This window comes from Nonomuraea endophytica, assembly GCF_014203235.1.
GTDB lineage: Bacteria > Actinomycetota > Actinomycetes > Streptosporangiales > Streptosporangiaceae > Nonomuraea > Nonomuraea endophytica.
In genome coordinates this window covers 1,245,516-1,272,314 of sequence record NZ_JACHIN010000001.1, presented here as the reverse complement: position 1 = coordinate 1,272,314, position 26,799 = coordinate 1,245,516, and the positions used below count along the sequence as shown (strand labels likewise).

The following is a 26,799-nucleotide window of genomic DNA, read 5'->3' as shown; positions in this document are numbered from 1 at the left end:
AAACTCATGTTCACGAACGAGCAAAGGCCGACCGGAGATCCGGCCGGCCGCATGCCCCGCGGGTCTCACAGGCCCGAGGGATCACGTCCCACGCTGATCTCCTCGGCGATCCTGCGGATCTCCGAGATCTCCAGGCCGGGCGCCTTGGGCAACTGCCGCAGCAGCGCCTCCATCACCACCGGCACCGGCTGGCCCGCCAGGCTGCCCGCGATGCCGTGAACGGCCTGGAACAGCGCTGCGTCCGTGTCTTGCATGCGACCCCGTCTCATCGTCGACAGATTTTCCCCGGGGTCACGCTACGACGAGCCGCCGACAGTTTTGCTCCGCACCGCCGTACAGATCTCGTCGAGGGTGTGGAGTTGAGCGGGGGTGAGGGCGTCGAACAGGCTCTGCCGTACCTCTTCGACGTGGCCGGGGGCGGCGGCGGCCAGGGCGGCGAAGCCGTCGTCGGTGAGGACGGCGATGTTGCCCCGGCGGTCGTCGGCGCAGGGGGCGCGGCGGACCCAGCCGCGCTCCTCCAGGCGGGCCACGGCGTGGGAGAGGCGGCTCTGTGAGGACTGGGCCCGGTGGGCGAGGTCGGTCATGCGCATGGAGCGGCCCGGCGCCTCCGAGAGGGCCACCAAGATCATGTAATAGGTGTGCGGCATGCCGGCGTCGCGCTGGAGCTGGCGGTCCAGGCGCTCGTTGACGAGCTGGGTCGTGGCCAGGAAGTTGCGCCAGATGCGCTGCTCTTCGTCGTCGAGCCATCGGGTCATGCCGGTCAGTTTACTTGAACTCTCATATAAGCCGGGGTATCTTTGCTTGAGAGTTCAAATTTCCGAGGAGGGATCGTCATGCCGGTCCAGCGGCTCAACCACGCGGTGCTCTACGTCCGCGACGTCGAGCGCAGCGTCGCCTTCTACCGCGGCGCGCTCGGCTTCGAGATCGTCATGGAGATGCCGGGCGCCGCCTTCCTGCAGGCGCCGGGCTCGACCAACGACCACGATCTCGGGCTGTTCCAGATGGGCGCGCAGGCCGGTCCCACGACCGCCGGGCGTACCTCCGTCGGGCTCTATCACCTGGCATGGGAGGTCGACACGCTCGACGAGCTGGGGCGCATCGCGGCCAAGCTGAGCGAGCTCGGCGCGCTCGCGGGCGCCTCCGACCACTCCACCACCAAGGCGCTCTACGCCAAGGACCCCGACGGGCTGGAGTTCGAGGTCTCCTGGCTGCTGCCCGCCGCGCTCATCACCGACGAGGTGATCGCCGCCCGCTCCGGCATCCGCCCGCTCGACCTCGCCAAGGACATCGAGAGGTACGGCGGGCAGACCCGAGGCGGCGTGGGCGTCTCCATCCCCGCGTAGAGGAGCGGCCAGGTCCCCAGGACGCTACGGACACTTTCCTCGAACTTGCCATTTTCCGGGTTACCGTGGCCATAAGAGACTGACCCGCCCGGGAGAAGGTCATGCAGAGCGACCCTGAGCACATCGTCGACGTCATCGACGGGGTGGTCGACGACTGGGAGGCGATGAGCGCCGACTCGATGCGCTGGGCGCCTCCGGAGACCAAAGAGCCCGACCTGTTCGACGAGCTGACCGAGATCGTGGCGCCGCTGGTCAACGCGGCGGCCGACATTTTGCGCCCGGTGGGAGAGGCCATCGAGCGCGTCATGGACCACCTCATCGAAGGCGGCCCTGACGACCGCGACCGCTGACCCCGGGAATCCCTGAGACGGGATCAGGGTCAGGTCAGGGGTATGGCCCGATGCCTGCGCTGGCCCACTCCGGGCAGTCTTGAGATATGGCCGCAGTAAAGAGGTTCTATCCCCACATCGCGTTCTTGGCGATCACCTTCTCGGTGATCGCCGTCGTCGTGGGCCAGATCGTGCCCGATCCGTATCTGGACCCGATGAACGTGACCGTCAGCGAGTACGCCGTGGCCGACCGCGGGGGCGTCACGGAGCTGGGGATGGCGATCCTGGGGCTGGGGTCGTTCGTGCTGCTGGCGGGGCTCCGGGCGGCGGGGGCGCCGATCAAGGGGCTGCCGCAGTGGCTGCTGGGGGTGTGGTCGGGAGCGCTGATCGTCGCCGCGGCGGTGCCGACCACGCCCATCGGGATGGACATGAGCACGACGGCGCTGATCCACCGCTACGTCTCGGTCGCGGCGTTCGTCAGCCTGCCGGCGGCGGCCGCGCTGCTCGTGCCGAGGTTCTCGGCCGACGCCCGGTGGAAGCCGATCGCGCGGACCATGGAGTGGCTGGCCCTGGCGGGCGGGCTGGGCGTGCTGGCGATCGCCTACGTGGCGATGCCCGGCGACCGGGTGCTGATCGGGCTCGTGGAGCGCGTGCTGCTGGGCGCGGAGGTCGCGGTGCTAGGGGTTCTGGCCGCGTGGTTGGTCAGGCTGGCCTGGGGAAAGCGTGTCCAAATCCTGACATATCACAAGTTTCTCACGAATTGATCATAATCGCCTACTACTTCGGTGCTATCCTCTCCCGCGATCTTCTAACCGGGAGCAGGTGTCATGACATCGGGCAGATCCATCCGATTCAAGATCTCGGCGCTGCTCGTGATCCCCTTGGTCTCCCTCGTGGGGCTCTGGGGATTCGCCGCTGGGACCACCTCCGGTGACGCACTCAACCTGCTGAAGATCGACACTCTGTGGCGCGGCGCGATCGACCATGCCGACACTCTGGTCAGCGCCCTTCAGCAGGAACGGCTCGCCTCGGCCGAGAAGGTGGCCGGAAACCAGAGCGACCCCGCGGCGCTGGCCGCGAGCCGGGCCAGGACCGACAAGGCCCGCAAGACCTTCACCGAGCAGGCCTCTTCCGAGGACACCGTCGCCGCCCTGAGCCCCGACATGGCCCGCCAGCTCAAGGAGACCCTCACGGCCGTCGGCGAACTCGCCGACGCCCGGCGGCTGGTCGACGGCGGCTCCGCGACCCCGGCCGAGCTGATCGCCGCCTACGGCGAGATCTCCGACTCCGTCCACCGGCTGTACGCCGCGTTCGCCCTCGGCACCGACCTGCAGCTCTACCAGCAGGCCCGCGGCCTCATCGGCGCCGACCAGGTGCGCGAACTGCTCAACCGCGAGCACGCGCTGATCGTCGCCGCCGCCGGCGCGCCGTCGGAGGCCGACCGCCAGCTGCTGGCCCGCCTCGACGGCGCCAGGTCCTACCAGTACCCCAGGGCGATGGCCGACCTCGAACCCGCGTCGCGGGTGCCGTTCCAGAAGGTCGACACGACGGTCCTGGACCGCATGGTCACCGGCTACCTCGCGGGCGGCAAGAACGACGTCGAGCTCTGGCGCGGCGTCGCCGAACCGGTGATCAAGGGCTACGACGAAGCCGTCTGGAAGAACGGCGACGCGCTGCTGGCCCGCATGGAGCCCGCAGGATACGCCATCATCCTGCGGGCCGTCGCCGCGGGCGTGCTCGGCCTGGTGGCCGTGATCTTCTCCATCATCGTCTCGGTCCGGGTCGGCCGCCGGATCACCCGCGAGCTGGCCACGCTGCGCCGCGGCGCGCTGGAACTCGCCGAGCTGAGGCTCCCCGAGCTCGTCGGCCGCCTGCGCAAGGGCGAGAGCGTCGACCTGGTCGCCGAGGCGCCGCCCGTCGCGGTGCAGGCGGGCTCCACCAGCGAGGTGGTCGACCTGGCCGCCGCCTTCGACAGCGTGCAGAGCACCGCGATCGACGCCGCCGTCGAGCAGGCCAGGCTCCGCCAGGGCATCGCCGAGGCGCTGCGCAACCTGGCCCGCCGCAGCCAGTCGCTGGTCCAGCGCCAGCTCAAGCTGCTGGATGAGATGCAGAGCCAGACCGAGGAGCCGGAGGCCCTGGAGCGCCTGTTCCGCCTCGACCACCTGACCACCCGCATGCGCCGCCACGCCGAGGGCCTCGTGCTCCTGTCAGGAGGTACGGCGGGCCGCAGGTGGCGCTCCACCATCCCGGTCGAGGACGTCCTGAGCGGAGCCGCGGCCCAGGTCGAGGAATACACCCGGGTCCGCGTCTACCCGATGCCCGAGTGCGGCGTCGCCGGAGCCGCGGTCGCCGACCTCATGCACCTGTTCGCCGAGCTGATGGAGAACGGCGCCGCCTTCTCCTCCCCGGGCAACGAGGTCTCGGTCCGCGGCGAACTGGTCGGCCGGGGCTTCGCCGTCGAGATCGAGGACCGCGGCCTGGGCATGCCGGAGGAGGCCAGGCAGGCGGTGAACGAGCGGCTGGCCAGGCCGCAGGAGTTCGACCCGTCGCAGACCGAGCGGCTCGGCTTCGCGGTCGTGGGCATGCTCGCGGCCAGGCACGGCGCGGTGGTGACGCTCAAGCCCTCTCCCTACGGCGGCACGACGGCGATCGTGCTCCTGCCGACGTCGCTGATCGAGCCGCTGCCCACGGTGGCCGACGCGCCGCCCGAGCTGGAGTCGGTCTCCGTGTCGGTGGTGCGCACGACCGAGACCGGGTTGCCGCGCCGTACGCGGACGACGACGAAAAACACGGAACTGCCCCGCCGTACAAGGCAGGCAAATCTTCCGCAACGGGGGAAGCAGGAACAGGCCGACGAACGGGTAAGACAGGAACAGACGGAGGAACGCTCGCCCGAGGAGACGAGGGCGCTGCTCTCCTCGCTGCAGTCAGGCTGGCAGCGCGGACGCCAGGACAGCGAGAAGGACGGGGGATCTGAATCGTGAGTCGCGAGGACGAGTGGGTGGATGAGGAGGCCGGGCCGGTGGTGCGGCCGTACGCGGTGGCCCGCGGCCGCACGCGTTCCTCTTCGGCGGCTCTCGACCTGCTGGCGACGGTGGCCGCGACCGGGCTGCCCGTGCCCGCGCAGGCGGAGCTGAGCACGCAGCACCGCAGGCTCCTGGGGCAGATCTCGCAACGGCGGGGCGCGCCGGTGGCCGAGGTGGCGGCCGAGCTGGGCCTGCCGGTCGGCGTGGTGCGGGTGCTGCTGGGCGATCTGATCGACCACGGGCTGGTCCAGGTGCGCCAGCCGCTGGGCAAGGTGGGCTCTCCGACGGAGAACCTGCTCAGAGAGGTCATCAGCGGCCTCAAGGCCTTGTAGAAATCCTGGGATAACGCAGAGGCGGGCCCGGGAACGAGCGGGGCATGTCACATCACCTGAGCGGCCCCAACCTGCGCCCGCCCGCGGGGGACGCCCGTCTCGACCTCACCGACCTGTTCGCGTTCCAGTCGCCGGATCGGCGGGAGCACACCGTGTTGATCATGGATGTGAACTCCTTCGGCTTCGACCCGTCGGCCGGTCCGCACCCGTACCCGGGCGCCGTCTACCGGCTCAACGTCGACACCGACGGGGACAACCGGCCCGACGTGGCGTTCAGCTTCGTCTTCTCCGAGCCGGACGCCCAGGGCGGTCAGAAGGTCACCCTCTACCACGCCACCGGCGAGCAGGCCGGAGAGCACCACGCGAGCGGCGAGGTGGTCGTCCGCGACGTGGACGTGAGCTTCGGCGCCGACCCGAACATCGTCAGGGAGGGCTGGCTGACGCTCTCCGTGGGCCTGCGCAGCGACCCGTTCTTCGCCGACCTCGAAGGCATCGGCAACGACTTCACGTGGACCGGCAACGACACCATGGCCGGCAACAACGTGATCAGCATCGCGATGGAGATGCCCGACCGGGTGCTCGGAGACGAGCCGCTGATCGGCCTGTGGGGCCGCGTGGTCGTCGAACGGGACGGGCGGTGGGTCTCGGTGGACCGGGGCGCCCACCCGTCGCTCACGGCCTATTTCAACGCCGAGGACGCCAAGGACGCGTACAACGCCGGCGAGCCCGTAGACGACGTCCGGAAATATCGGGACACGTGGGTCAAGGTGCTGGAGCACACCGGCGGCTACACCCCGGAAGAGGCCGCCAAGGCCCTGGAGGCGGTCCTGCCCGACGTGCTGCGCTTCGACCGTTCCAAGCCCGCCCGCTACCCGAACGGCAGGCGGCTCGACGACGACGTCACCGACATCCGCCTGCAGCTGGTCAGCAACGGCAAGATCCAGGGAGACGGGATCGGGCCGCACACCGACCTGCAGCCCGGCTTCCCGTACACCGGGCCGCCGCACACCTAGCCGGCGGCGGTGAGCGTGCGCAGCGAGTGCTCCACCAGCGAGACCATGACCTCCTTGGCCGAGGCCCGCCGCCGCACGTCACAGAGCAGCACCGGCACGTCGTCGTCCAGGTCCAGCGCGATGCGCACGTCCTCGACGCTGTGCCTGGAGGCGCCGTCGAAGCAGTTGACGGCGACCACGAACGGCGTGCCGCGCTGCTCGAAGTAGTCCACCGAGGGGAAGCAGTCCGTCAGCCGCCGGGTGTCGGCGATCACGACCGCGCCCAGGGCGCCGTGGGAGAGCTCGTCCCACATGAACCAGAACCGCTCCTGGCCGGGCGTGCCGAACAGGTAGACGACCAGTCCCTCCCTGATCGTGATGCGCCCGAAGTCCATGGCCACGGTCGTGGTCGTCTTCTTCTCGACCCCGTCGAGGTCGTCCACCCCGATGCCGATGTCGGACAGCACCTCCTCGGTCCGCAGCGGCTTGATCTCGCTGATCGAGCCGACCAGGGTGGTCTTGCCGACGCCGAAGCCGCCCGCGATGAGGATCTTGAGCGCTACGGGGTCGTCAGAGAGCTCGGAGTCCATTGATCACTTCCTTGAGAAGTCGCTCACTGGGCCGCGGCCCCGCCGCGTTGGGAGCGGTCACCGAGATGAGTCCGTGGTCGTGCAGGTCGCTCAGCAGCACGCGGACGACGCCGACCGGGAGGTCGAGCTCGACGGCTACGTCGGCGACCGAGATCGGCGAGCGCGCTGCCCGCAGGATGGCGAGTTGCTCGGGGCCGAGACCGCCCGGCGGGTCGCCCACGGCGCTCACCATGGCGATCAGGTCGAGCGTCTCACCCGAGGCGGACCGCGTCCTGCCCCGGGTCAGAGCGTAAGGACGGACCAGCGGCCCGGCCTCGTCGTCCATCCACATCGTCATGACAGGCCCGATCGGGGGTTGGTCGTGATGTGCTGCCCGACCCGTTTGACCAGCATCGCCATCTCGTAGGCGATGTGGCCGACGTCCACGTTCGCCTCGGCCATCACGGCCAGGCAGGTGCCCTGGCCGGCGGCGGTGACGAACAGGAACGCCTGCTCCATCTCCACGATGGTCTGGCGCACGTCGCCACCCTCGAAGTGGCGGCCGGTGCCGCGGGCCAGGCTGTGGAAACCCGACGCCACGGCGGCCAGATGCTCGGCGTCCTCGCGGGTCAGGCCCTTGGAGTAGCCGACCGCGAGGCCGTCGGTCGACAGGATCACTGCCTGCCTGACGGCTGCGACCCTGGTCGCCAGGTCGTCGAGGAGCCAGTTGAGCTCCCCGGTGTTCGTGATGGGCGTGCTCATGAGTCGTCCCCCTCGTTGTCTGCTTCTTCTCGGGCGCGCTGGGTTCCCCGCTGGAACGCGGAGAATAGGTCGCGTACCTCGTCGGGAGAGCGTTCAGTTGTGGGCGGCGGCGGTGGATCCGGCGGCTTGCTGAGCTGGGCGGGCAGGTTGGCCTGCCGTACCCGCCTGGGCAGGCCGTCGTTCGGCAGGCCCACCACGGCGAGTGGTTTGGGCCTCCTGCTCGAACGGCTCGGCAGCTCGAGCGGCTCCTCCTCCGGCGCGGGAGGCAGCGCTTCCCGCTCGGTGACGAGCCGCTTCGGGATGAGCACGATCGCGGTGGTGCCGCTGAAGGGGGATGCGCGCAGCGTCACCTGCAGCCCGTGGCGCTGGGCCAGCCGCGCCACGACGAACAGTCCGAGCCGGTCGCTGTCGGCCAGGTCGAACTCGGGCGGGTCGGCCAGCCGGGCGTTGATCTCGGCGTACTCCTGAGGGCTGAGGCCGAGCCCCCGGTCCTCGACTTCCAGCACGTAGCCGTTGCTGACCAGGTCGCCGCGCACCTGCACGGCGGTCTCCGGCGAGGAGTAGATGCTCGCGTTCTCGACCAGTTCGGCCACGAGGTGGGTGAGGTCGGCCGCGGCGCCGCCGTCGAGGGCGGCGGCGGGCATGGTCTCGACGTTGATCCGGGCGTAGTCCTCGACCTCGGCGATCGCGGCGCGCACGATGTCGAGCACCGGCACCGGCTTGCGCCAGGCGCGGCCCGGGGCGGCGCCCGACAGGATGATCAGGCCCTCCGCGTGCCGGCGCATGCGGGTGGTCAGGTGGTCGAGGCGGAACAGCTCGTCCAGCCGGTCCGGGTCGTGCGTACGGCGCTGCATGGCGTCGAGCAGGGAGAGCTGGCGGTGCAGCAGACCCTGCTTGCGCCGGGCGAGGTTGAGGAAGACCTGGCTGACGCCCTGGCGTACGGTCGCCTGGCCGACGGCGGCCTCCACCGCGGTGCGCTGCACCGAGCCGAAGGCGCTGGCCACGTCGGTGATCTCGGCCGAGCCGCTGACCTTGAGCGGCTTGGCCTCCTTCTGGACGTCGATCTCGTCGCCGTCGCGCAGCCTTTGGACCAGGCGCGGGAGCCGTACCTCTGCCAGGTCCAGGGCGGCGGTGCGCAGGCCGGCGAGCTCGGCGGCGAGGCGGCGGCCGAAGCGCACGGAGATGAGAATGGAGGCGATGACGGCGATGAGACCGACGCCGCCCGCCAGCGCGATGCGCACGATGATCGCGGTGGCGCCGTCGGTGGCGCGCTCGGCGATGACCCCGGTGGAGCTGGCGCCGATCTTGTCGAGCTGGTCGGCGAGCTTGGTGACCGCGGAGTCCCACTCGTCGGCGTTGGCCGGGGGCCGGCCGGTCTTGACCACGCTCAGCTCGACGGCGCTGAAGCTCAGGAAGGCCTCCCCGCCGAACACCTCCTCGTACGGCTGCCGCAGCGACACGTCGAGTCCGGCCAGCCCGCGCGCGTGCATGAACTTGCGGGCGGCCACGTACTCGGTCATGGCGGTGACCTCGGCGGGGCTGAGGTCGCCGCTGATCACGGCGCCGCCGACGAGCGCCTGCTCCCTGGCGATGAGCTCGCGGGCGTTGCCCATGGACTGCAGCGAGGAGGCCTGCTGGAACAGGGCGAGGTCGGGCACGGTGACGAGGTGGTCGTAGAGGCGGAAGAGCGCGTCGAGCACCCGGTTGTACTCGTTCATGCCGGTCAGCCGGGAGCTGTTGCCGGTGTCGATGTCGCCGCGGATGGACGTGATCCGGGCGAGTTCGGCGTTGAGCGCGTCGAGGGCGGGGCGCATCTCCTCGGTGACGGCGTCGCCGGCTTCCACGGCGGCCTTCTGGAACCGGGTGACGGAGGTGTCGGTGCGGGCCCGCTGCTCGCCCAGGTCCTCGGTGAGCCTGCGCGTGGTGGCCGCGGCGACGGAGCGCGTACGTTCCGCCTGAAGCTGGAGTCCCAGATCGGTGGAGGTCACGCCGATCGTCTGGTAGAGGGTGTTGGCCCGAAGAAGGTTCTGTCCGTCACCGACGGTGAGGTTGAGGACGAACCCCCAGAGCGCGCTCAAAGACAGCAGGGGGAGCAGCAGCAATAAGAAGATCTTGAACCGAATTGACCGGTTTCGGGAGCCCATGTTCCAACCTCGGGGTCGAGGCGTATATCCACACTTTGTGTAAATACACCTCCGGAAGATCGCACAGGAGACTAGCACCTATTAAGGTTCCGGCGCAGTGGGAGGAACGTGATGATTACCGTGATAACTGGGGCCAGTGCCGGGATCGGAGCCGCCGCGGCCGGGCGGCTGTCGGCACTCGGGCACGAGGTCGTGCTGGTGGGCCGCGACGCGGTCCGGCTCAAGGCTGTGGCCGGCGGGTTGACCGGACCCAAGGCCGAGGTCCTGACCTGCGACTTCACCTCGCTCGACGACGTACGGCGGCTGGCCGGGGTGCTGCGCGAGCGCTACGAGCGCATCGACGTGCTGGCCAACAACGCCGGAGTACACAGCAAACGGCGCCAGGTGACCGGAGACGGCCACGAGCTGATGTTTCAGGTCAACCATCTGGCGCCGTTCCTGTTGACCCATTCTCTGACCGACCGGGTTGACAAGGTCGTCACGACGACCTCCATGGCGGGCAACACCGGCCGCCTGGATCCCGGCGACCTCAGCAGGGAGCGGCGCCGGTGGAACGCGTGGATGCAGTACGGCGACACCAAGCAGGCCAACATGCTCTTCACGCAGGCGCTGGCCACCCGCGGAGTGCGGGCGACCTGCTTCCATCCGGGCATCATCCGCACCGGCTTCGCGGGCGACACGCTGCTGATGCGCTTCTACCTGGCCATCCCCGGCGTCGCCAAGCCGCCGGAGGCGGGCGCGCGCACGCTGGTCCACCTGGCCTCGTCAGAAGGCGAGGCGGGCCGCTACTACGTCAAGGAGAAGCCGGCCCGCGGCAGGGCCGACCACGACCTGGCCGAGCGGCTCTGGACGGCCAGCCTCAGCGCGCTCGGCGGCTGATCGACCGCAGCCAGAGCAGCGCCAGGGCGGAGATGACGATCAGCCCGCCCCAGTTCAGCACCGTGTAGAGGTGGACCTGCCCGTCGGTGACGCCGGGCACCTTCCCGATCCGGATCAGCTGGAACTGCCACGGCTGCCCGGTCAGCAGCAACGTGATCGCGATCGCCAGGCCGCTCATCGAGTCCCAGAGCGCGTGCAGAAGGGAGACGCCCAGGTACGCCAGGATCACCCTGCCGGCCAGCCTGCCGCCCGCCGAGAACAGCACGCCGCCGACGATCGCGGTCCACAGGCCGTGGCCGACGGGCGCGAGCACGCCCCGAAGGATCTCGGTCTCCACCACCTGCACGACCGAGAGCCCCTCGTTGGTGAACAACGCGTTGAAGGCGTATCCGGCGCTCTCGAAGGCGGCGAAGCCGAAGCCGACCGTGGCGCCCAGGACGACGCCGTCCCAGACGTCGTGCCGGCGCAGGCCGCGGGTCAGCAGCATCAGGGCCGCCAGCTTGACGCCCTCCTCGATGAGGCCGACGCCGGCGTACATGATCAGCGACGGCTGGAGGTAGCTCTCCAGGATCGAGGCGCCGAGCACGCCGAGGACGCCGCCGATCACGAACGCCTTGAACAGCAGCTCGACGGTCACCTCCGACGAGCGTTCCCGGGTGTAGGCCCAGACCACGAACGTCACCGGCACCAGGAAGCTGCCGAGCAGCACCACGGTGGGGATGAGGTTGGAGTTCTCGGTCCAGATCGTGACCAGGACGGAGGCGGCCCACAGGGCCAGCCCGATCAGGAAGATCTTCAGCCAGGCTCTCATGTGGACAGCTCCGCGACGGCTCGGTGGGCGGCGGTGATGGCGGCGTCTGCGTAGGCGGCCGGGATCGAGTCGGAGTTGGCGATCGCGATCCTGCCGTGCCGCCTGCGCGCGGTCTCGGCGGGGAAGGGGCCCTCGGGGTAGAAGGCGTTCCAGGGGCGGCAGTACTCGGGGGCGTAGCCGTGGCCCCAGCGGTTGACGGTGATCGCCTCGATGTCCTTGCCGGGGTCGAAACCGCCGGCGCCGAGGAGCCTGGCCAGCTGGTCGCGGATCGTGTACTCGAAGAAGGAGAAGTCCGTCTTGAGCAGGTTGTGGCGGCCGGCGATCGCGCCCTCGCTCGGCCCCATCGCCGACACGCACGGCGTGGCGATCATGTGCACGTTGATCGGCTGGGATGGGTCCTTCGGGCACTCGTAGCCGGGCATGCTGACCGGGTAGTCGAGCTCGGAGACGCACCAGTAGGCGCCGGTCCAGCGGGTGTGGTTGATGCCGACCTTCCGCCAGGCCTCCCAGTTCCGCAGCTGCACCATCGCGTAGAGCAGCGGCATCTTGACCGCCTGGTGCATGGCCTGCTTCTGCGCCGGCGGCAGCGACGGTACCAGGTAGGGGATGACCATGTTCCAGCAGGCCATGACGACGGCCCCGGCGCGTACGGTCCTGATCTGGTGGCCGTCGAAGTAGCCCACGGTGGCGGTGGTCGCGGTGTCCGGGTCGCCGTCGTTGGACGCCGTCACCACGGGGCTGGACAGCCGGAAGCGCACCCGGTTCGAGGGCAGGTCGAGCTTGCCGTAGTCGAAGGAGGCGGTGGTGATGCCGTCCATGTCGGTCGCGCTGGCGAAGCCGGGGATCATCCGGCCGACCATCATCCTGACCAGCGCCTGGTTGCCCTCGGGGAAGTGGTAGATGTACGCGTCGTCGGCGTCCCATTCCTTGATCATGCTGGGGGAGTTGAACTTGGACGGCTTGCCGGCGTCGAGCTTCAGGCCCTGGAAGCCGGGATACTCCCACTCCTCCGCGCTGCCCCAGGCGTCGATCGCCCCGAACGCCTGGGTGCTGTAGGCCCATTCGTCGCTGGACTGCGTGCGCAGGAACAGCTCCGCGTCCGGGTGGACCTTGCACACCTCCAGCAGGAACCGCGAGTACGTCAGGTCGGCGAGCCTGCGCTCCTTCTCGGCCTGCGGCATGCCGGGGAACCAGTCGGGCGGGTTCTTGTACAGGCGCAGCAGGTCCTTCTTGGCCTGTTCCGCCACCGGGAGCTGGGCGATCCACTCCTCCGCCTTGATGCCCGGCGTGTACTTGACCAGCCGCTCCACCGGGAAGGTCTCCCGGTCGCACATGACGCTGTCGTACATCTTGAGGTTGGTGTAGAGCTTCTGGTCGAAGTACTTCTCGAACTTCTCGACCTTGACGCTGAGCTGCTGGAGGAGGTTCTTGCCCTCGGGCGTCCAGACGGACGGGGCCTCGATCGACTGCGAGCCGCCGTAGCCGATGAGCGGGCCCTTGCGGGCCTGCGGAGTGAACTCGTTGCGGCGCGCGTGGCCCCCGATCTCGTCGTGGTTGTCCAGGATGAGGATGCGCCCGCCGGGGTTGGTCCGCAGCCATTCGAAGGCGGCGCTGACCCCGCTGATGCCGCCACCGACCACGACGAGGTCGTAGTTCTCGCCGGTGAACTCGGGCGTGCCGGCGTACTCCCAGAAGCGGTCGTCGCGCAGGGCGTGCGGCACGCTGAGCGCCTGCGGAGTGTTGCCCTGCAGCCCGGTGAGCGTGGGCGGGAACTTCACGTCGGTCGGGACCTGGAGTTCCGGGGTGCCGATGACGCCCGGCTCACCGGAACTCGGCCCGCATCCCGCCGCGGCGCCGAGCGCCGCCACCCCCGCGGCCATCGCCACGCCGTCGAAGAAGTCCCGGCGCGATATAGGCCGTCCCATCCCGAGCTCGTGTGCCCTGCGGGGGTTGATGTCACTCATGGGCGCGATCATCACTACGGGCGGTAAATGCCGCTCTAAGGCGCGCAGCCCCTGGAGGAACATTTTGCGACGCCTATTACCGCGAATGCCTGATTGGAGTAGCGTCCGGAATATCACCGACGGGGGGAGACCGATGGTCGGCAAGCAGGGGCGGGTCACGGGGAGGATCGGCCTGGTCTGGTCGGCGAGGTGATGGTCCAGGTGAGGGGCGGCGTGGAGGCCTTCTACGCCCATCCGAGCGTGGCCGACGAGGAATTCCCGGTCGGGACGATCGTGGTGGTGGTGGAGTACTTCCCGCCGCGCACGGTCTACGTGGCTCGCGCACTGGTCTAGGGAGGCCTGATGTCCCCTGAGTTCTTCATCGCCGGCGGGGGAATCCTCGTCGCGGTCGTCGCCGTCATCCTGCTGTTCAAGGCGGTCTGGCGGGTCGCCGAGCCCAACGAGGCGCTGATCATCTCGGGCCTCGGCGCCCGTCGCCGAGGTGACGGTCTCGACTCGTTAGGCTTCAAGATCATCACCGGCAAGGGTACGGCGGTGCTGCCCGGCTTCCAGACGGCCAGGCGCCTGCGCCTCGACACCAGATCCGCCAACCTCCAGGTCTCCTGCGTCACTCAGCAGGGCATCCCCGTCCACATCAGGGGCGTGGTCATCTACAAGGTCGGTGACGACCTCACCTCCATCGCCAACGCCGCCCGGCGCTTCCTCGACCAGCAGGACTTCATGACGGGCGCGATCCACGAGCTGTTCACCGGCCACCTGCGCTCGATCATCGGCGGCCTCACCGTCGAGGACCTCATCCTCAACCGCGAACGCCTGACCAGCGAGACCAGGGCCTCGGCCGCCGACGAGATGAGCAAGCTCGGCCTGATCGTCGACTCGCTGCAGATCCAGGAGATCGACGACGAGACCGGCTACATCGCCAACCTGGGCAAGCCGCACGCCGCCAAGATCGCCGCCAGCGCCCGCATCGCCGAGGCGCAGCGCGACCAGGAGGCCACCGAGGCCGAGCAGGTCGCCGCGGCCAACAAGGCGGCCGCCTGGCGTGACGCCCAGATCAAGCAGGCCTCCTACCAGGCCGAGATCGACCGCGCCCAGGCCACCTCCCGGCAGGCGGGACCGCTGTCGGAGGCGAGCGCCCGCCAGGAGGTGGTCGTCCAGGAGACCAGGGCCGCCGAGCTGGAGGCCCAGCTGTCCGAGCAACGGCTGCAGTCGCAGGTGCGCAAGCCCGCCGACGCCAAGGCGTACGAGACGGTCACGCTCTCCCAGGCCGAACGCGACGCCCGCATCGCCCAGGCCGAGGCCGAGGCCAGGGAGACCGAGCTGCGCGCCGTGGCCCAGGCCTCCCAGGTTAAGCAGGCCGCCGCGGCCGACGCGGAGTCCGTACGGCTGCGCGGAGAGGCGGCCGGCGCGGCCACCAGGGTCGCCGGCGAGGCGGAGGCCGCCGCGGCCAAGGCGCGCGGTCTTGCCCAGGCCGAGGCGGCCAGGGCGCTGGGCCTGGCCGAGGCGGAGGCCGAGCAGGCCAAGGGCCTGGCGGAGGCGGCGGCCATCAGGGCGCGCGCCGAGGCGCTGGCCGACAACCAGGAGGCCGTCATCGCCCAGCAACTGGCCGAGCGCTGGCCGGAGGTGGTGCAGGCGGGCGCCCAGGCGTTCGGCAACGTCGACCACATGGTGGTGCTCAACGGCGCGCAGGGCGTCGAGGAGCTCCTGGCCAAGGCGCTCACGCTGGGCGGTACCGGACTGGGACTGGCCCGCGCCATTCTCAACGGCGCGACGCCCAATGGAACCGAAGAAAAACCACAAAAGCCCGTGAAACCGTAAAGGCGGGGCGTTCCGTCAAGGGCGGAAAACGCTCGCTCCGATTCGTCTAGCGTTATGAAAAATGCCGCTGGTGCGAATTGGGGAATTCATGCATAAGGCTTTTTCCGGAATATTTCTCGTCATGGCGGTCGGCGTCGGCTGCTCCAGCGGGCAGGCCGCCAGCCCCTCCCCTTCCGCGAAGAAGCCCATGGACGCGGCCAGGCTCGGCGCGGGCCTGCTGTCCGCGCCCAACGGCATGAGCGTGGCCTACGGCCCCGAGAGCGGCGCCTACGGCTCGCTCAAGGCCACCAAGCAGGGCATGGCCGCGCTCAAGGAGGCCAAGGTGTCCGAGCCGGACTGCGCCGGGGTCGGGCAGCTCGACCCGGCCAAGCTCGGCGACGCGCCCGCGGCCGTCGTCGCCTACTCCTCCAAGGACGGCTCCATCACCCAGGCCATCGTGGCCACCGACACCTTCCCCGGCCCGGTCCCCGCGCGGTGCGCCAAGTACAAGGCCGAGGTCGCCGGCGCCAAGGTCACCTACCGGACCGTCGCCCTCAAGATGCCCGCGCGCGGCGAGCGCTCGCACGCCTTCGTCACCACCGCGGTCAGCGACGGCAAGGCCGCCCAGATCGCCGCGATGGTGATTGCCAGAAAGGGCGTGGTCACCACCCTGCTGGTCATCGGCACCAAGGTGAAGAAGGAAGGGCTGAACGAGCTCGCCCGCCTGGCCGACGAGAAGCTGACCAGGATCACGGCCTGACGACCACCTTCCCCACCGTACGGCGGGCCGCCAGGTCGGCCAGCGCCTCCCCGGCCCGCTCCAGCTCGTACTCCCCGCCGGTCAGCGGCCGCAGACGACCGGCGGCGGTCAGGGCGATCAGCTCGGGCAGCGGTTGCGCGGCGGTGCTCCCGGGCTGGCGGAGCTGGGCGCCGAGCCAGTAGCCGCCCACCGAGACGTTGTGCTGGAGCAGCTGCCCAAGTGCGATCGGGGAGGCGGCCACGCCGCTCGACGTCCCGTACGAGATCAGGCGGCCGAACGGGGCCAGCGCGCCGAGCGCCGCGTCGAAGACCGGGCCGCCCACCGCGTCCAGGACGATGTCCACCGGCCGGCCGTCGTTGGCGGCGAGCACCCGGTCGACGTAGCCGTCCGCCTCGCCGTCGATGGCCGCGTCCGCGCCGAAGCCCATGACCAGCTCGCGCTTCTCCTTGGTGGACGCCGTGCCGATCACCCGGCCGGCGCCGAACTCCTTGGCCAGCTGCACCGTCAGGTGGCCCACGCCGCCGGCCGCCGCGTTGACCACGACGCTCTCGCCCAGCGCCAGCCGCGCGGCCGTACGCAGGAGGTGCCAGGCGGTCAGCCCCTGCACGAGCAGGGCCAGCGCGGCGCCCGCCTCCAGGTCGTCGGGGATCTCCACCGCCTGCTTCACCAGCGCCTTCGTCGCGAAGGCGCCGTCGGCGAAGGCGAGCACCCTGCGGCCGTCCGGGGTGCGGCCCACCACCTCGCTTCCCGGCACGAACGGCAGCTCGGGCGGCTGGTAGGTGCCGCTCAGCCGGCCGAGGTCGGCGAAGTTCACGCCCGCAGCCTCGACGTCCACCAAGGTCTCGCCGGGGCCGGGCACCGGATCGGGGACCTCTGCCAGGGTCAGCACCTCGGGTCCGCCACGCCGTTCCGCACGCATCGCTCTCATGACCTCGACGTTAGGAGAGGGGTGCCCGCGTAGCCAGCAGGCGGCGTTCGCGGGAGTGGCGGAATGCATGAACGTCCTTCATACGTTGTCGCCGCCGTGAACGATCTGAGCGCGGCCGAGCTGCGCGTGCTCGTCGCCGTGGACGGCGAGGGCAGCGTGTCGGGGGCGGGGGCACGGCTCGGCCTCACGCAGTCGGCGGTCTCGCACGCCCTGCGCGCGGCCGAGCGGAAGATGGGCACGGTGCTGTTCCGGCGCGGGCGCGGCGGGGCCACGGCCACCGCTGCCGGGTCGGCGGCGGTCGGGCACGCGCGGCGCATCCTGCGGCTCATGGAGGTCATGCGGACCGACACCCACACCGCCGCCCGCGGCGAGGCCACCGGGACCATCCGGCTGGCCGCCTTCAGGAGCGCCGCCTTCCATCTGCTGCCGGGGGTGCTGGTGCGGTTCGGGCGGCGGCATCCTCGGGTGACCGTGGACGTGCGGATCCTGCCGGACATCGGGCGGGGGATCGCGGGCGAGGTCGCCGACGGGCGCGCGGACGTGGGGGTGGTGTCGCTGCCGGTGTACGTGGACGGGCTGGTCAGCAAGGAGCTGTACGCGGAGCCGTACGTGCTGGCCCATCCGTCGGGACACCCGGATCCGCGCGCGCTGCCGATGATCGACTGGCACGAGAACTGCTCCGGCGAGACCAGGCGGTGGCTGGCGGCGCAGGAGTGGATACCGCCCGGCGACATCACGGTCGAGGACGACGGGGTGGCGATGTCGATGGTCGGGCACGGGCTGGGGGCGGCCATCGTGCCCCGGTTGTCGGCCGTGGGGGCGCCGCCGAAGGTGGCCACGGTGGAGCTCGGGGACGGGGCGCCGCTGCGGCGGGTGGGGTACGTGACCACCCGCGAGCTGGCCGGATCTTCGGTGATCAGGGATCTGCTCACCGAGCTCCGCACGATCAGGCCCTGACCTCCCCGAGGGGTCAGGTGGTGCGGTGCATGGAGGCGCGCAGGGCGGTGACGGTGTCGGCCAGGCCCTCCTTGGCCGCTCTGTCCAGGGCGGCGGTGAGGGTTTCCTCGTAGGCAGGGGCGGCGCCGTCCTTCCTGGCGCGGCCCTCGTCGGTGATGAGGGTGTAGACGCCCCGCCGGTCCTGGTCGCAGAAGTCGCGGCGGCTCAGGCCGCTGCTCTCCAGGCGGCCCACCAGGCGCGTCACCGAGCTCTGGTTGAGGCCCAGGAGGTCGGAGAGTTCCTGCATGCGCAGGGAGCCGCCCTCGGCGGCCGACAGGTGGCACAGCGCGCGGTACTCCGACAGGCCGAGGCCGTGCTTCTGCAGGGCGGCGGCCACCTCGTGCTCGACCCTGGCGTGCAGGCGGATCACGCCCACCCACATGTCGTCGTCGTCCGTCGCCATCAGGCGCCTCCCTCCGAGCGGAACCCCATTGTACATGCACGTACAGAATATGCATGTACATAGAAGGTCTACACCTGGCGGGTCGGCACCACGGTGATCTCCGGGAGGCTCACGTGGATCGGGCGGCTGACCGCGAACGCCACCACCTCCGCCACGTCGGCGGCGGCCAGCGGGTCGATCTTCGTCTTCATGTCCTCCAGCCAGGCGGTGCCCAGTTCGGAGGCGGACAGCAGTTCGGTGACGACGACGCCGGGTTCGAGGTTGGTGACGCGGATGTTCCTGGGCGCCAGCTCGTTCCGGAAATTTCGTGACAGGTGGCTGACGGCGGCCTTGGTGGCCGCGTAGACCGCCGCGCCCGGCTCGATTCTGGCGGCCGCGACCGAGGAGACGTTCACCAGGTCGGCGGGTCCGCCCGCGGCGGCCGCAGCCTGGAGGTCGGGCAGGAACGCGTGGAAGACGTTCAGCAGGCCGGAGACGTTCACGTCGAGCTGACGCCGCCAGTCCGCGGGGGTGCCGGGTCCCGGCGTGTCGAGCAGGCCGGGGACGAGGATTCCCGCGGCGTTGACGACGAGGTCCACCCGGCCCAGCTCCGCGGCGACGCGGCTCCTGGCCGCCTCGACCTCGGCGGGGTCGCTCACGTCGGCGGCCACGGCGATGGCCCGGTCGCCGATCTGGTCGCGGAGCGCTTCGACGCGGTCCTTCCTGCGGGCCACGAGCGCGACCCTGGCGCCGCGCTCGGCGAGTTTGACGGCTACGGCGGCGCCGATCCCGGAGGAGGCGCCGGTGATGACTGCGATGCGGTTGTCCATGGCTCTCATCCTGGGAGGGCGCCGATGGGCCAGCCAGGACCGTGCTGAGGGTGGTACTCGCAGGGTCAGGCGCCGCGCGGGGAAATGTCCGACAATGGGGTCATGGCCAATGACCTCGGGGAGTTCCTGCGATCCCGCCGCGCCAGGGTGCGGCCCTCCGAAGCGGGCCTGCCCACGTACGGCGAGCGCCGCCGGGTGGCCGGCCTGCGCAGGGAAGAGGTCGCGTTGCTGGCCGGGGTCAGCGTGCCGTACTACGTCCGGCTGGAGCAGGGGCGTGCGGGCAACGTCTCGGCCGAGGTGCTGAACGCCATCGCCCGCGTGCTCGGCCTGGACGACACCGAACGTGCCCACCTGCACGACCTCGCCCGCCTGATGAGCGGCAAGGTGAGCGGCAAGGCGGTGAAGGCCCCGGTGGACCGGGTCCGTCCCACGGTCAGACGGGTGCTCGACGCGATGTCCGACATCCCGGCCTTCGTCATGGGCCGCAGGACCGACATGCTGGCCTGCAACCGGCTGGCCTCCCTGTTGTTCTGGAACCGGCCCACGCCGCCGGACGGCCCGTTGAACTGCGCCCGCCTGGTCTTCCTCGAAGAGCAGACCCGGTCGCTCTTCCGCGACTGGGAGCACAAGGCCCGCGAGACGGTGGCGTTCCTGCGGCTGGACGCGGGCCGCCACCCCAACGACCGGGCGCTGGCCGCGCTGGTGGGCGAGCTGTCGGTCAAGAGCGCGGACTTCCGCGGCCTGTGGGCCGAGCACGAGGTCCAGGAGCGGTCGGCCGGGCGCAACATCCTGGACCACCCGCTGGTCGGCGAGCTGGTCCTCGATTACGAGAGCCTGCGGCCGGGCGAGCAGGGCGACCAGGTTCTGGTCACCTACCTGGCCGAACCGGGCTCGCGTACCGAGGAAGCGCTGCGGTTCCTGGCGAGCTGGCACGCGGTGGAAATCGTGCGGGACGTCTAAAGCAGCTCATCTCGGGCACTTGGGGGGTCTCAACAACCCCTCAGGAGGAACGGTGAGCCAGGCAGAGACCGCGGCCCGCCAAGCGGCCGACAGTCCGGCCATGGTACGGCTGGCCCGCATCGGGCTTGCCTGCCGTGGTGTGCTCTATGGCCTCATCGGAGTGCTCGCCGTCCAGATCGCACTGGGCGACGGCGACCGGGAGGCCGACAAGAACGGCGCCATTGGCATGATGGCCGACCTGCCCTTCGGGGCCGTGATCCTGTGGATCATGGTCGTCGGGTTCGCCGCGCTGGCGCTCTGGCAGCTGTCGGAGGTCTTCTTCGGCAGCAGGAAGACCCTGGACCGCGCCGAGTCGGCGGGCAGGGTGGCGGTGTACGTGTTCATCGTCTTCACGCTGCTGACCGTGCTGCTGTCCGGGAGCGCGAAGTCGGAGGACAAGAAGTCGCAGGACGTCACCGGCGACCTGCTCGCGCTGCCCGCCGGGCAGGCCATCGTGGCCCTCATCGGGCTCGGGCTTATCGCGCTGGGCGCGTACTGGGTGTACCAGGGCGTCAAGAAGAAGTTCCGCGAGGAACTGGACATCGGCCGGATGTCGCCGCGCGCCCGCCAGGTGATGGACCGACTGGGCCTCGCCGGATACACCGCCCGCGGACTGATCGCCGGGCTGGCCGGGATCTTCGTGGTCCAGGCGGCGCTGACCTTCGACTCCGACAAGGTCAGCGGCATCGACGGCACGCTCAGGGCCTTCGCCAAGACCCCGGTGGGCCCGTGGCTGCTCGTGGCGATCGCGCTCGGACTGCTGCTGTTCGCCGGCTACTGCTTCGGGGAGTCGCGCTGGCGCCGGACATGAGACTCGACGACTGGTTCCTCACCGAGGACGAACGCGGGAACCCCGAGACCAAGCTCGAAGCCTGGACCCGGGGCAACCTCGTCCGCCCGCTCATCCACGGCGCCACCTACTTCGCCGAACTCCGTGACCGTCTGGCCGGCCTCGGCCGCGACGACCTGCTGCTGTTCGCCGACTGGCGCGGCGACCCGGACGAGCGCCTGGCCAAGGACGGCCCGTCCGTGGCCGAGGCGATGGCCGCGGCCGCGGAGAGGGGCGCGCTGGTCAGGGGCCTCATCTGGCGTTCGCACCTGGACTTCCTGCGCTTCAGCGCCGAGGAGAACCGCCACCTGGGCGAGCGGATCGAGGCCGCGGGCGGCCAGTGCCTGCTCGACACCCGGGTACGGTACGGCGGCTCCCACCACCAGAAGTTCGTCATCCTGCGCCACGACCGCGACCCGGGCCGGGACGTGGCCTTCGTCGGCGGCATCGACCTGTGCCACAGCCGCCGCGACGACGCCACTCACCAGGGCGACCCGCAGGCCGCCCCGATGCCCGGCGCCTATGGCGAGCGCCCGCCCTGGCACGACGCCCAGGCGGCGATCAGCGGCCCGGCGGTGGCCGAGGTGGAGAAGGTCTTCTGCGAGCGCTGGGAGGACCCGGCGCCGGAGACCCGCCACCCGCTCAGGCGCCTGCGCGACCGCCTGGGCAAGATGGACGACGCGCCCCCGCTGCCCGAGCCGGGCCCGCCGCCGGAACCCGCCGGCACCCACGCGGTGCAACTGCTGCGGACCTACCCGCATCTGCGCCACGCCCTGCCGTTCGCGCCGGAGGGCGAGCGCAGCGTGGCGCGGGCCTACCTCAAGGTCCTGGCCCGCGCCCGTTCGCTGATCTACCTGGAGGACCAATATCTGTGGTCCACGGAGGTCATCGAGCCGTTCGCCGAGGCGCTGGAGCGCGAACCGGACCTCCACATGATCATCGTGGTGCCGCGCCACCCCGACCAGGACGGCTGGCTGGCGGGGCCGGCCAGCCTGATCGGCCGTGCTGAGGCGCTGGAGCGGCTGAAGCGCGCGGGGGACGGCCGCATCGCCATCTACGACCTGGAGAACCACGAGAGCACGCCCGTCTACGTGCACGCGAAGGTCTGCGTGGTGGACGACGTCTGGGCCACGATCGGCTCCGACAACGTCAACCTGCGCTCCTGGACGTTCGACTCCGAGCTGAGCTGCGCGGTGGTCGACGAGGAGCCCGACCCGCGCCCACCGGCCGGCGCGCGGCGCTTCGCCCGCGATCTGCGCCTCATGTTGGCCGCCGAGCATCTGGACCGCGACGAGGACGACGTGCTGGACCTGTGCGATCCGAAGACGGCCTTCGAGGCGTTCGCCGAGTCCGCCGCCCGCCTGGACGCCTGGCACGAGAACGACCGCCGCGGCCCGCGCCCGCCCGGCCGCCTGCGCCGCCACGGCCCGCCTGAGCTGGGACGGGTGAGCAAAACGCTGGCGATGCCCCTCTACCGTCTCGTCGTCGACCCGGACGGCCGGCCGCCTCGGCTGCGCCGTACCAAGGACTTCTGATGCCTCGTTTCGGTCTCAGGCTCACGATCGCCGCCGTCATCGCCCTCTGCGCCGGTGCGCTCTTCGCCGTGCTCGCGCTGCTGGTGGAGACGGCTTTCCCGCCGGTGTGGGAGCTCGACCGCGCCGCCGCGTACGGCCTGCACGCCGTCGCCACGGCCAACCCGGAGCTGACCCGGTTCATGCTGACCTGGACGGACGTGTTCGGTCCCTGGCCGTGGCGGCTGGCGGTGATCGCGGCCGCGGCCTGCCTGGTCTGGCGGGGCGCCTCCCGGCCGGCGCTCTGGGCGATCTTCACGATCACCGCGGGCGGGGTGCTCGGCCTGCTGCTGAAGATCATCATTGGCCGGATCCGGCCGGAGCTGCCCGACCCGGTCTCGATCGCGCCCGGCGAGGCGTTCCCCTCCGGGCACGCGCTGACCGCCACGCTCGGCGCCGGGGTGCTCGTCTTGTTGCTCCTGCCCCGGCTGCGCGGGGCGGGCAAGGCGCTGGCGTGGGGGATCGCGGCGTTCCTCGCGGTGTCGGTGGCCGCCACGCGCGTGGCGCTCGGCGTGCACTGGTTCAGCGACGCGGTGGGCGGGGTGCTGCTCGGCCTGCTGGTGGTCGCCGCCACGACGGCGGCCTTCGAGGGCTGGCGCCGCGACATGGGCAGAGAGCCGGCGGAGCCGCTGGTCGAAGGCGTGGAACCGGAGGAGGCGCGACGTGCGTGAAGTGATCGACCGGTTATGGCCGGCCGTCGTGTGGCTGCTGTTGATGACGGCGGCCACGTTCACGCTGGGGGAGCTGGTCGAACGTTCCGACTGGGCTGAGCCCGGCGTCATGGCGGACATCGCCGCCGAGCGTGTGCCGCTCCTGAACCAGGCCACCCACATCGGCAGCAGCCTGTCCGACACGCCGGTCATCGTGGTGCTCACGGCGCTGGCGGCGATCGCGTTCCGGCTGGCGCTGGGGCGCTGGCGGGAGTCGGTGTTCCTGGTCGCGGCGGTCTGGTCGCAGTCGCTGGTGTTCCTGGCGACCAGCGCGCTCGTGGCCAGGAGCCGTCCGCCGGTGGCGCACCTGGACGCCGCGCCGCCGACGAGCAGCTGGCCGTCGGGGCACGTCAGCGCCGCCGTCTGCTTCTACGCCGGTCTGGCCGTCCTGCTGACGATGCGCCTGCACGGGCACCGGGTGCTGACCGCGCTGGTGTGGGTGGTGGGCGCCGGGGTGCCGCTGATCGTGGCGGCCTCCCGGCTCTACCGGGGCATGCACTTCGTCACCGACGTGGTGTGGGGGCTGGTGCTCGGGGTGTTCTGCCTGGCGGTGATGATCCGCCAGGTACTCAGACGGGGAAGCGCGGGCGCGGCGCTCAGATGAGGACGTGCGGGCCCGGGTGGCCGACGAAGGAGAACTGGGCGTTGCGGGTCAGCTTGATGTGGTCGGCCTGCCAGGTGTGCATGCTGGCGTCCGCGCTGCGCCAGTAGACGAAGTTGAAGCGGTCGGCCGAGTAGATCTTGACGCCGTCCTCCTTCAGCCTGCGGACCAGGTGGGTGTCCTCGCCGCGGGTGATGTCGGCGAAGGGGTAGGCGCGGAACATCTCGGCCTTGCCGAGGAACGTGCCGCCCTGGACCAGGAAGGAGTAGCGGTGCTCCAGGCCGGGCAGGCGGAGCATCGTGGTGTTGGAGCCCTCGAAGTAGCTGTAGTGGGCGCCCTTGCCGACGAGCTGGGCGTCGGTGTAGTCGAAGGCGCGGGCCAGGTCGGACAGGTAGTGCTCGCCGTACAGGTTGTCGTCGTCCATCTTGGCGATCAGCTCGCCCTCGGCGGCGGCGATGCCGAGGTTCATGCACGCGCCGAGCGACAGCTCGGCGGCGGCCGGCAGCACGGTCACGTCGGTGATGCCCGCCATGCGCGCCTTGTCGGCCACGACGACGGGGTCGATGTCGAGGCCGTGCAGCACCATCACGAGCTGCAGCGGGCGGTGGATCTGCTTGGCCACCGAGGAGATCGCGTGCTCGATCTGGGAGGCGCGGTTGGTGGGCAGCACGACCGAGATCGAGCGCTCCCCGGTGCTGACCGGGCGGCCCAGCAGCCGCAGGATCTGGTCGACGCGGTGGGAGAACAGGTGCTTGTCGAACACCTCGCGCATCGCCAGGTGGCCCATGCGGGCGCGCAGCTCGGGGCTGTTGATGAGGTGGAGCACCTGGTTGTAGGACTCGATCGGCTCGCGGGCGATCGGGATCAGCTCGCCGAACGTCTCCTCGATCGCGCGTGACCAGCCGGTGACGACCGGGGTGGAGCAGGCCGACAGCTCGAAGACGCGGCGCGCGCACATGGTCGGGGAGCCGAGCACGGAGTTGACGTTGAGGAAGACCTTGTACATGCGGTACGCGGCCAGCATCTGGTCGTAGGGGAGCTCGCCGACGATGTGCGGGCGGTACTTCTCCGGCCAGGCGTACTTCTCGTCGACCTCGCCGTTGCGGGCGAAGATGTGCAGGCCCAGCTCGCGTACCGGGTCGAGGACGGTCTCCATCTGCTCGCGGCGCTCGGGGTGCTTGTCGCGGAAGTACATGCCGGCGAAGACCACGTCGTGCAGGCGGCCCTGCTTCTGCTGGATCGGGTTGTGCACGCGGGGCTGGGCGGCGAACTGCAGCACGTCCACCCGGTCGTGTCCCAATGTTTCCCGATATTTCGGCAGCATGTCACCGTCGCAGGTGAACACGTAGTCGAACAGCTTGGCCGTGTCGATGAAGAAGTCGAAGTTCGGCGGGTCCTCCTTGTTCCAGAAGACCGTGGGGATACCCTCCTGCTTGCACCAGGCCACGAGCTCGCGCAGCGGGTCCTTGGGAGCGTTGGTGCCGGTCATCTGGTAGCGCCAGCGGCCCTGGTTGCCGTGCCAGGCCGACTCGCAGAACAGCAGGTCGGGCCGCTTGTCGGCGAAGATCTCCGGCCAGTCCTTGAGCCCGAACTCGATCTGGTCCCACTCGTAGCGGAAGGCCATCCGGGAGAAGTCGTCCAGGATCACGGCCACGCGCAGGTCGGGACGGTTCACCGGGCCCAGCGGCCACTTGATCGCGGGCACGTCGACCAGCGGCGTGCGCTTGTTCGCCCGCTCGATGATCTCGGTGACCGCCTGCTCGGGGGCCTTGGGCGCCTTGTCGTGCGAGCGGACGGCCTTGATGATCTGCCCCGGGCTCTTCGCGCCGAGTGCCTCACCCAGCTTGAACGTCCGCTTGGCCTGCGTGGCCTCCAGCTTCCAGGTGGCGTAGGCGGCCTTGGCCTCGGCGATCTCCAGCCGTCGCCGCAGTTCCCTGATGTCGGCCTCGTAGCGCTCGACGAGCTTGCGCTCCTCCGGGAGCCAGTTGACGGGACCGAGCCGCTGGTAGGTCGGCTCTTCTGGGGTTTCGGCCATGGTGCTCGCCTATCGCTTCGCGGGGGTCAGTCGATGGTACGGCCGCGCCGTACCCCTTGTCCGGGTATGTGGGGTTATTCGCCCCGAGTGCCCTGAGCAGCCGGAGACAGGTTGTCCCCCTTGAGCCACGCGGCCACGACCCGGGCGATCCGCGGGCCGGCGGCGCCGTCCCACAGCGGCGGCAGCTCGCCCGAGGGCGTCGTCGCGCCGTCGGCCAGCGCCTTGTCCGCGGCGGCCGGCAGCGAGGCCGGGGTGACCAGGCGGTTGGTGCCGTGGGTGATGGTGACCGGGCGCTCGGTGTTGGGCCGGACGGTCAGGCACGGGACGCCGAGCATGGTCGTCTCCTCCTGCACGCCGCCCGAGTCGGTCACGACCAGCGCGGCCCCGCGCACCAGCGAGAGGAACTCGACGTAGCCGAGCGGGTCCACGACCTTGACCGCCGGGCCGTCCACGAGACCGGCCTCGGCCAGGCGGGTACGCCCGCGCGGGTGGATCGGCACCACGAGCGGGAGGCGCTCGGACACCTCCAGCACGGAGTCGACCAGCTCCTTGGCCGCGGCCGGGGTGTCGACGTTGGCCGGGCGGTGCAGCGTGGCAACGGCGTAGCGCTCCGGCAGGCCCAGCCGCGCCACGATCGGCGCCGGGTCCAGCCTGGGCAGCGCGGAGAACAGGCTGTCGATCATCGGGTTGCCGACGAAGTGCACCTTCTCCGGCGCGACGCCCTCGCGCGCGAGGAACTGCAGCGCGTCCGGCGAGGTGGTGAACAGCAGGTCCGACAGCGAGTCGGTGACGATCCTGTTGACCTCCTCCGGCATGCCGCGGTCGAACGAGCGCAGGCCCGCCTCGACGTGCGCGGTCTTGACGCCGAGCTTGGCGGCCACCAGGATCGCGGCCAGCGTCGAGTTGACGTCGCCGTAGACCACGACCAGGTCCGGATCGTGCTCGGTGAAGACCTCTTCGAGGCCGATCAGGAGCGCCGCGGTCTGCTTGGCGTGGGTGCCGGAGCCGACGGCCAGGTTCGCGAGCGGTTCGGGCAGCGCGAGGTCGCGGAAGAAGACGTCAGACATCAGCTCGTCGTAGTGCTGACCTGTGTGGATGATGCCCTGGCGCACACCGAGTTCGCCGAGTGCTCGGACCACCGGGGCGGCCTTCACGAAGTTGGGCCGGGCGCCCAGGACGTGAAGGACCAGGGGGTTCTCCCGCATTGACC

The 26,799-nt window shown here is 70.5% G+C and carries 29 protein-coding genes; 16 read left to right on the top strand and 13 right to left on the bottom strand.

What is annotated here, in order from left to right; translation table 11 throughout:
- Positions 1-65: 65 nt before the first annotated feature.
- Positions 66-254 carry a hypothetical protein gene (locus HNR40_RS06080; RefSeq protein ID WP_184958927.1) on the bottom strand — a complete coding sequence of 63 codons (189 nt, stop codon included), beginning with the start codon at positions 252-254 and terminating at the stop codon, positions 66-68.
- 42 nt (positions 255-296) lie between these two features.
- Positions 297-755, bottom strand: a complete 459-nt coding sequence (locus tag HNR40_RS06075) for a MarR family winged helix-turn-helix transcriptional regulator (protein ID WP_184958926.1) — start codon at positions 753-755, stop codon at positions 297-299.
- A 78-nt stretch (positions 756-833) separates the two neighbouring features.
- Between HNR40_RS06075 and HNR40_RS06070 the strand changes: the two genes are divergently transcribed.
- The 6 genes from HNR40_RS06070 to HNR40_RS06045 all read left to right on the top strand — a co-directional run bounded on the left by HNR40_RS06070 (position 834) and on the right by HNR40_RS06045 (position 6,043).
- On the top strand, positions 834-1,343 hold the full coding sequence (locus HNR40_RS06070; protein ID WP_184958925.1) for a VOC family protein: 510 nt from the start codon (positions 834-836) through the stop codon (positions 1,341-1,343).
- 101 nt (positions 1,344-1,444) lie between these two features.
- On the top strand, positions 1,445-1,693 hold the full coding sequence (locus HNR40_RS06065) for a hypothetical protein (protein WP_184958924.1): 249 nt from the start codon (positions 1,445-1,447) through the stop codon (positions 1,691-1,693).
- A gap of 86 nt (positions 1,694-1,779) precedes the next feature.
- Positions 1,780-2,436, top strand: a complete 657-nt coding sequence (locus tag HNR40_RS06060; RefSeq protein WP_184958923.1) for a DUF998 domain-containing protein — start codon at positions 1,780-1,782, stop codon at positions 2,434-2,436.
- Positions 2,437-2,499: 63 nt separating this feature from the next.
- Positions 2,500-4,656: a sensor histidine kinase gene (locus HNR40_RS06055; protein WP_184958922.1), complete on the top strand. Its 2,157-nt coding sequence runs from the start codon at positions 2,500-2,502 to the stop codon at positions 4,654-4,656.
- A complete protein-coding gene (locus HNR40_RS06050; protein WP_184958921.1) occupies positions 4,653-5,030 on the top strand; it encodes a DUF742 domain-containing protein in 378 nt (125 codons plus the stop codon). The genes HNR40_RS06055 and HNR40_RS06050 overlap by 4 nt, the downstream gene beginning before the upstream one ends.
- A gap of 44 nt (positions 5,031-5,074) precedes the next feature.
- Positions 5,075-6,043 (top strand): DUF4331 family protein, encoded by a 969-nt coding sequence (locus tag HNR40_RS06045; RefSeq protein WP_184958920.1) that lies wholly within the window; start codon positions 5,075-5,077, stop codon positions 6,041-6,043.
- Here HNR40_RS06045 and HNR40_RS06040 read toward each other — a convergent pair.
- From HNR40_RS06040 to HNR40_RS06025, 4 genes are read right to left on the bottom strand one after another with little or no spacing between them, the layout of a single operon-like run.
- Positions 6,040-6,612, bottom strand: coding sequence for a GTP-binding protein (locus HNR40_RS06040; RefSeq protein WP_184958919.1), 573 nt, complete (start codon positions 6,610-6,612; stop codon positions 6,040-6,042). The two genes, HNR40_RS06045 and HNR40_RS06040, sit on opposite strands and share 4 nt — an antisense overlap.
- Positions 6,593-6,949, bottom strand: a complete 357-nt coding sequence (locus HNR40_RS06035) for a DUF742 domain-containing protein (protein ID WP_184958918.1) — start codon at positions 6,947-6,949, stop codon at positions 6,593-6,595. Before HNR40_RS06035 ends, HNR40_RS06040 begins: the two co-directional genes overlap by 20 nt.
- On the bottom strand, positions 6,946-7,353 hold the full coding sequence (locus tag HNR40_RS06030; RefSeq protein ID WP_184958917.1) for a roadblock/LC7 domain-containing protein: 408 nt from the start codon (positions 7,351-7,353) through the stop codon (positions 6,946-6,948). The genes HNR40_RS06035 and HNR40_RS06030 overlap by 4 nt, the downstream gene beginning before the upstream one ends.
- Positions 7,350-9,455 carry a sensor histidine kinase gene (locus HNR40_RS06025; RefSeq protein ID WP_184958916.1) on the bottom strand — a complete coding sequence of 702 codons (2,106 nt, stop codon included), beginning with the start codon at positions 9,453-9,455 and terminating at the stop codon, positions 7,350-7,352. Before HNR40_RS06025 ends, HNR40_RS06030 begins: the two co-directional genes overlap by 4 nt.
- A gap of 153 nt (positions 9,456-9,608) precedes the next feature.
- Here HNR40_RS06025 and HNR40_RS06020 point away from each other — a divergent pair, with 153 nt between their 5' ends.
- A complete protein-coding gene (locus HNR40_RS06020; protein ID WP_184958915.1) occupies positions 9,609-10,376 on the top strand; it encodes an SDR family NAD(P)-dependent oxidoreductase in 768 nt (255 codons plus the stop codon).
- Here the strand turns inward: HNR40_RS06020 and HNR40_RS06015 are convergent.
- Both HNR40_RS06015 and HNR40_RS06010 read right to left on the bottom strand, forming a co-directional pair.
- Positions 10,357-11,187 (bottom strand): PrsW family intramembrane metalloprotease, encoded by an 831-nt coding sequence (locus HNR40_RS06015; RefSeq protein ID WP_184958914.1) that lies wholly within the window; start codon positions 11,185-11,187, stop codon positions 10,357-10,359. The genes HNR40_RS06020 and HNR40_RS06015 overlap by 20 nt on opposite strands.
- Positions 11,184-13,151: an NAD(P)-binding protein gene (locus tag HNR40_RS06010; protein ID WP_246508355.1), complete on the bottom strand. Its 1,968-nt coding sequence runs from the start codon at positions 13,149-13,151 to the stop codon at positions 11,184-11,186. The genes HNR40_RS06015 and HNR40_RS06010 overlap by 4 nt, the downstream gene beginning before the upstream one ends.
- Positions 13,152-13,343: 192 nt before the next feature.
- Here HNR40_RS06010 and HNR40_RS06005 point away from each other — a divergent pair, with 192 nt between their 5' ends.
- The 3 genes from HNR40_RS06005 (at position 13,344) to HNR40_RS05995 (ending at position 15,708) form a co-directional block, all read left to right on the top strand.
- On the top strand, positions 13,344-13,484 hold the full coding sequence (locus HNR40_RS06005) for an NfeD C-terminal domain-containing protein (protein WP_221339929.1): 141 nt from the start codon (positions 13,344-13,346) through the stop codon (positions 13,482-13,484).
- Positions 13,485-13,493: 9 nt separating this feature from the next.
- Entirely contained in the window at positions 13,494-14,969 is a 1,476-nt protein-coding gene (locus tag HNR40_RS06000) for an SPFH domain-containing protein (protein WP_184958913.1), read from the top strand.
- A 121-nt stretch (positions 14,970-15,090) separates the two neighbouring features.
- Positions 15,091-15,708 carry a hypothetical protein gene (locus tag HNR40_RS05995; protein ID WP_184958912.1) on the top strand — a complete coding sequence of 206 codons (618 nt, stop codon included), beginning with the start codon at positions 15,091-15,093 and terminating at the stop codon, positions 15,706-15,708.
- On the opposite strand, the gene HNR40_RS05990 is transcribed toward HNR40_RS05995, so the two are convergent.
- Entirely contained in the window at positions 15,698-16,636 is a 939-nt protein-coding gene (locus HNR40_RS05990) for a quinone oxidoreductase family protein (protein ID WP_184958911.1), read from the bottom strand. The genes HNR40_RS05995 and HNR40_RS05990 overlap by 11 nt on opposite strands.
- 96 nt (positions 16,637-16,732) lie before the next feature.
- On the opposite strand from HNR40_RS05990, the gene HNR40_RS05985 reads away from it, so the two are divergent.
- Complete coding sequence (locus tag HNR40_RS05985) at positions 16,733-17,593, top strand: LysR family transcriptional regulator (RefSeq protein WP_221339928.1); 861 nt, start codon at positions 16,733-16,735, stop codon at positions 17,591-17,593.
- A gap of 13 nt (positions 17,594-17,606) precedes the next feature.
- Here the strand turns inward: HNR40_RS05985 and HNR40_RS05980 are convergent, their stop codons facing one another.
- Together HNR40_RS05980 and HNR40_RS05975 are read right to left on the bottom strand one after the other, a co-directional pair.
- Entirely contained in the window at positions 17,607-18,035 is a 429-nt protein-coding gene (locus HNR40_RS05980) for a MarR family winged helix-turn-helix transcriptional regulator (protein WP_184958909.1), read from the bottom strand.
- 68 nt (positions 18,036-18,103) lie between these two features.
- Positions 18,104-18,844, bottom strand: a complete 741-nt coding sequence (locus HNR40_RS05975; protein WP_246508354.1) for an SDR family oxidoreductase — start codon at positions 18,842-18,844, stop codon at positions 18,104-18,106.
- Between the two features lie 102 nt (positions 18,845-18,946).
- On the opposite strand from HNR40_RS05975, the gene HNR40_RS05970 reads away from it, so the two are divergent.
- From HNR40_RS05970 to HNR40_RS05950, 5 genes are read left to right on the top strand one after another with little or no spacing between them, the layout of a single operon-like run.
- Complete coding sequence (locus HNR40_RS05970) at positions 18,947-19,804, top strand: helix-turn-helix transcriptional regulator (protein ID WP_184958907.1); 858 nt, start codon at positions 18,947-18,949, stop codon at positions 19,802-19,804.
- A gap of 52 nt (positions 19,805-19,856) precedes the next feature.
- Entirely contained in the window at positions 19,857-20,654 is a 798-nt protein-coding gene (locus HNR40_RS05965; protein WP_312896198.1) for a DUF1206 domain-containing protein, read from the top strand.
- Entirely contained in the window at positions 20,651-22,207 is a 1,557-nt protein-coding gene (locus HNR40_RS05960) for a phospholipase D family protein (protein ID WP_184958906.1), read from the top strand. The genes HNR40_RS05965 and HNR40_RS05960 overlap by 4 nt, the downstream gene beginning before the upstream one ends.
- On the top strand, positions 22,207-22,914 hold the full coding sequence (locus HNR40_RS05955; RefSeq protein WP_184958905.1) for a phosphatase PAP2 family protein: 708 nt from the start codon (positions 22,207-22,209) through the stop codon (positions 22,912-22,914). The genes HNR40_RS05960 and HNR40_RS05955 overlap by 1 nt, the downstream gene beginning before the upstream one ends.
- Positions 22,907-23,557, top strand: a complete 651-nt coding sequence (locus tag HNR40_RS05950) for a phosphatase PAP2 family protein (protein ID WP_184958904.1) — start codon at positions 22,907-22,909, stop codon at positions 23,555-23,557. The genes HNR40_RS05955 and HNR40_RS05950 overlap by 8 nt, the downstream gene beginning before the upstream one ends.
- Here HNR40_RS05950 and HNR40_RS05945 read toward each other — a convergent pair.
- Both HNR40_RS05945 and wecB read right to left on the bottom strand, forming a co-directional pair.
- Positions 23,550-25,589 carry a glycosyltransferase family protein gene (locus HNR40_RS05945; RefSeq protein ID WP_184958903.1) on the bottom strand — a complete coding sequence of 680 codons (2,040 nt, stop codon included), beginning with the start codon at positions 25,587-25,589 and terminating at the stop codon, positions 23,550-23,552. The genes HNR40_RS05950 and HNR40_RS05945 overlap by 8 nt on opposite strands.
- Before the next feature lie 74 nt (positions 25,590-25,663).
- A complete protein-coding gene (gene wecB, locus HNR40_RS05940; RefSeq protein ID WP_184958902.1) occupies positions 25,664-26,794 on the bottom strand; it encodes a non-hydrolyzing UDP-N-acetylglucosamine 2-epimerase in 1,131 nt (376 codons plus the stop codon).
- Between the last annotated feature and the right edge of the window lie 5 nt (positions 26,795-26,799).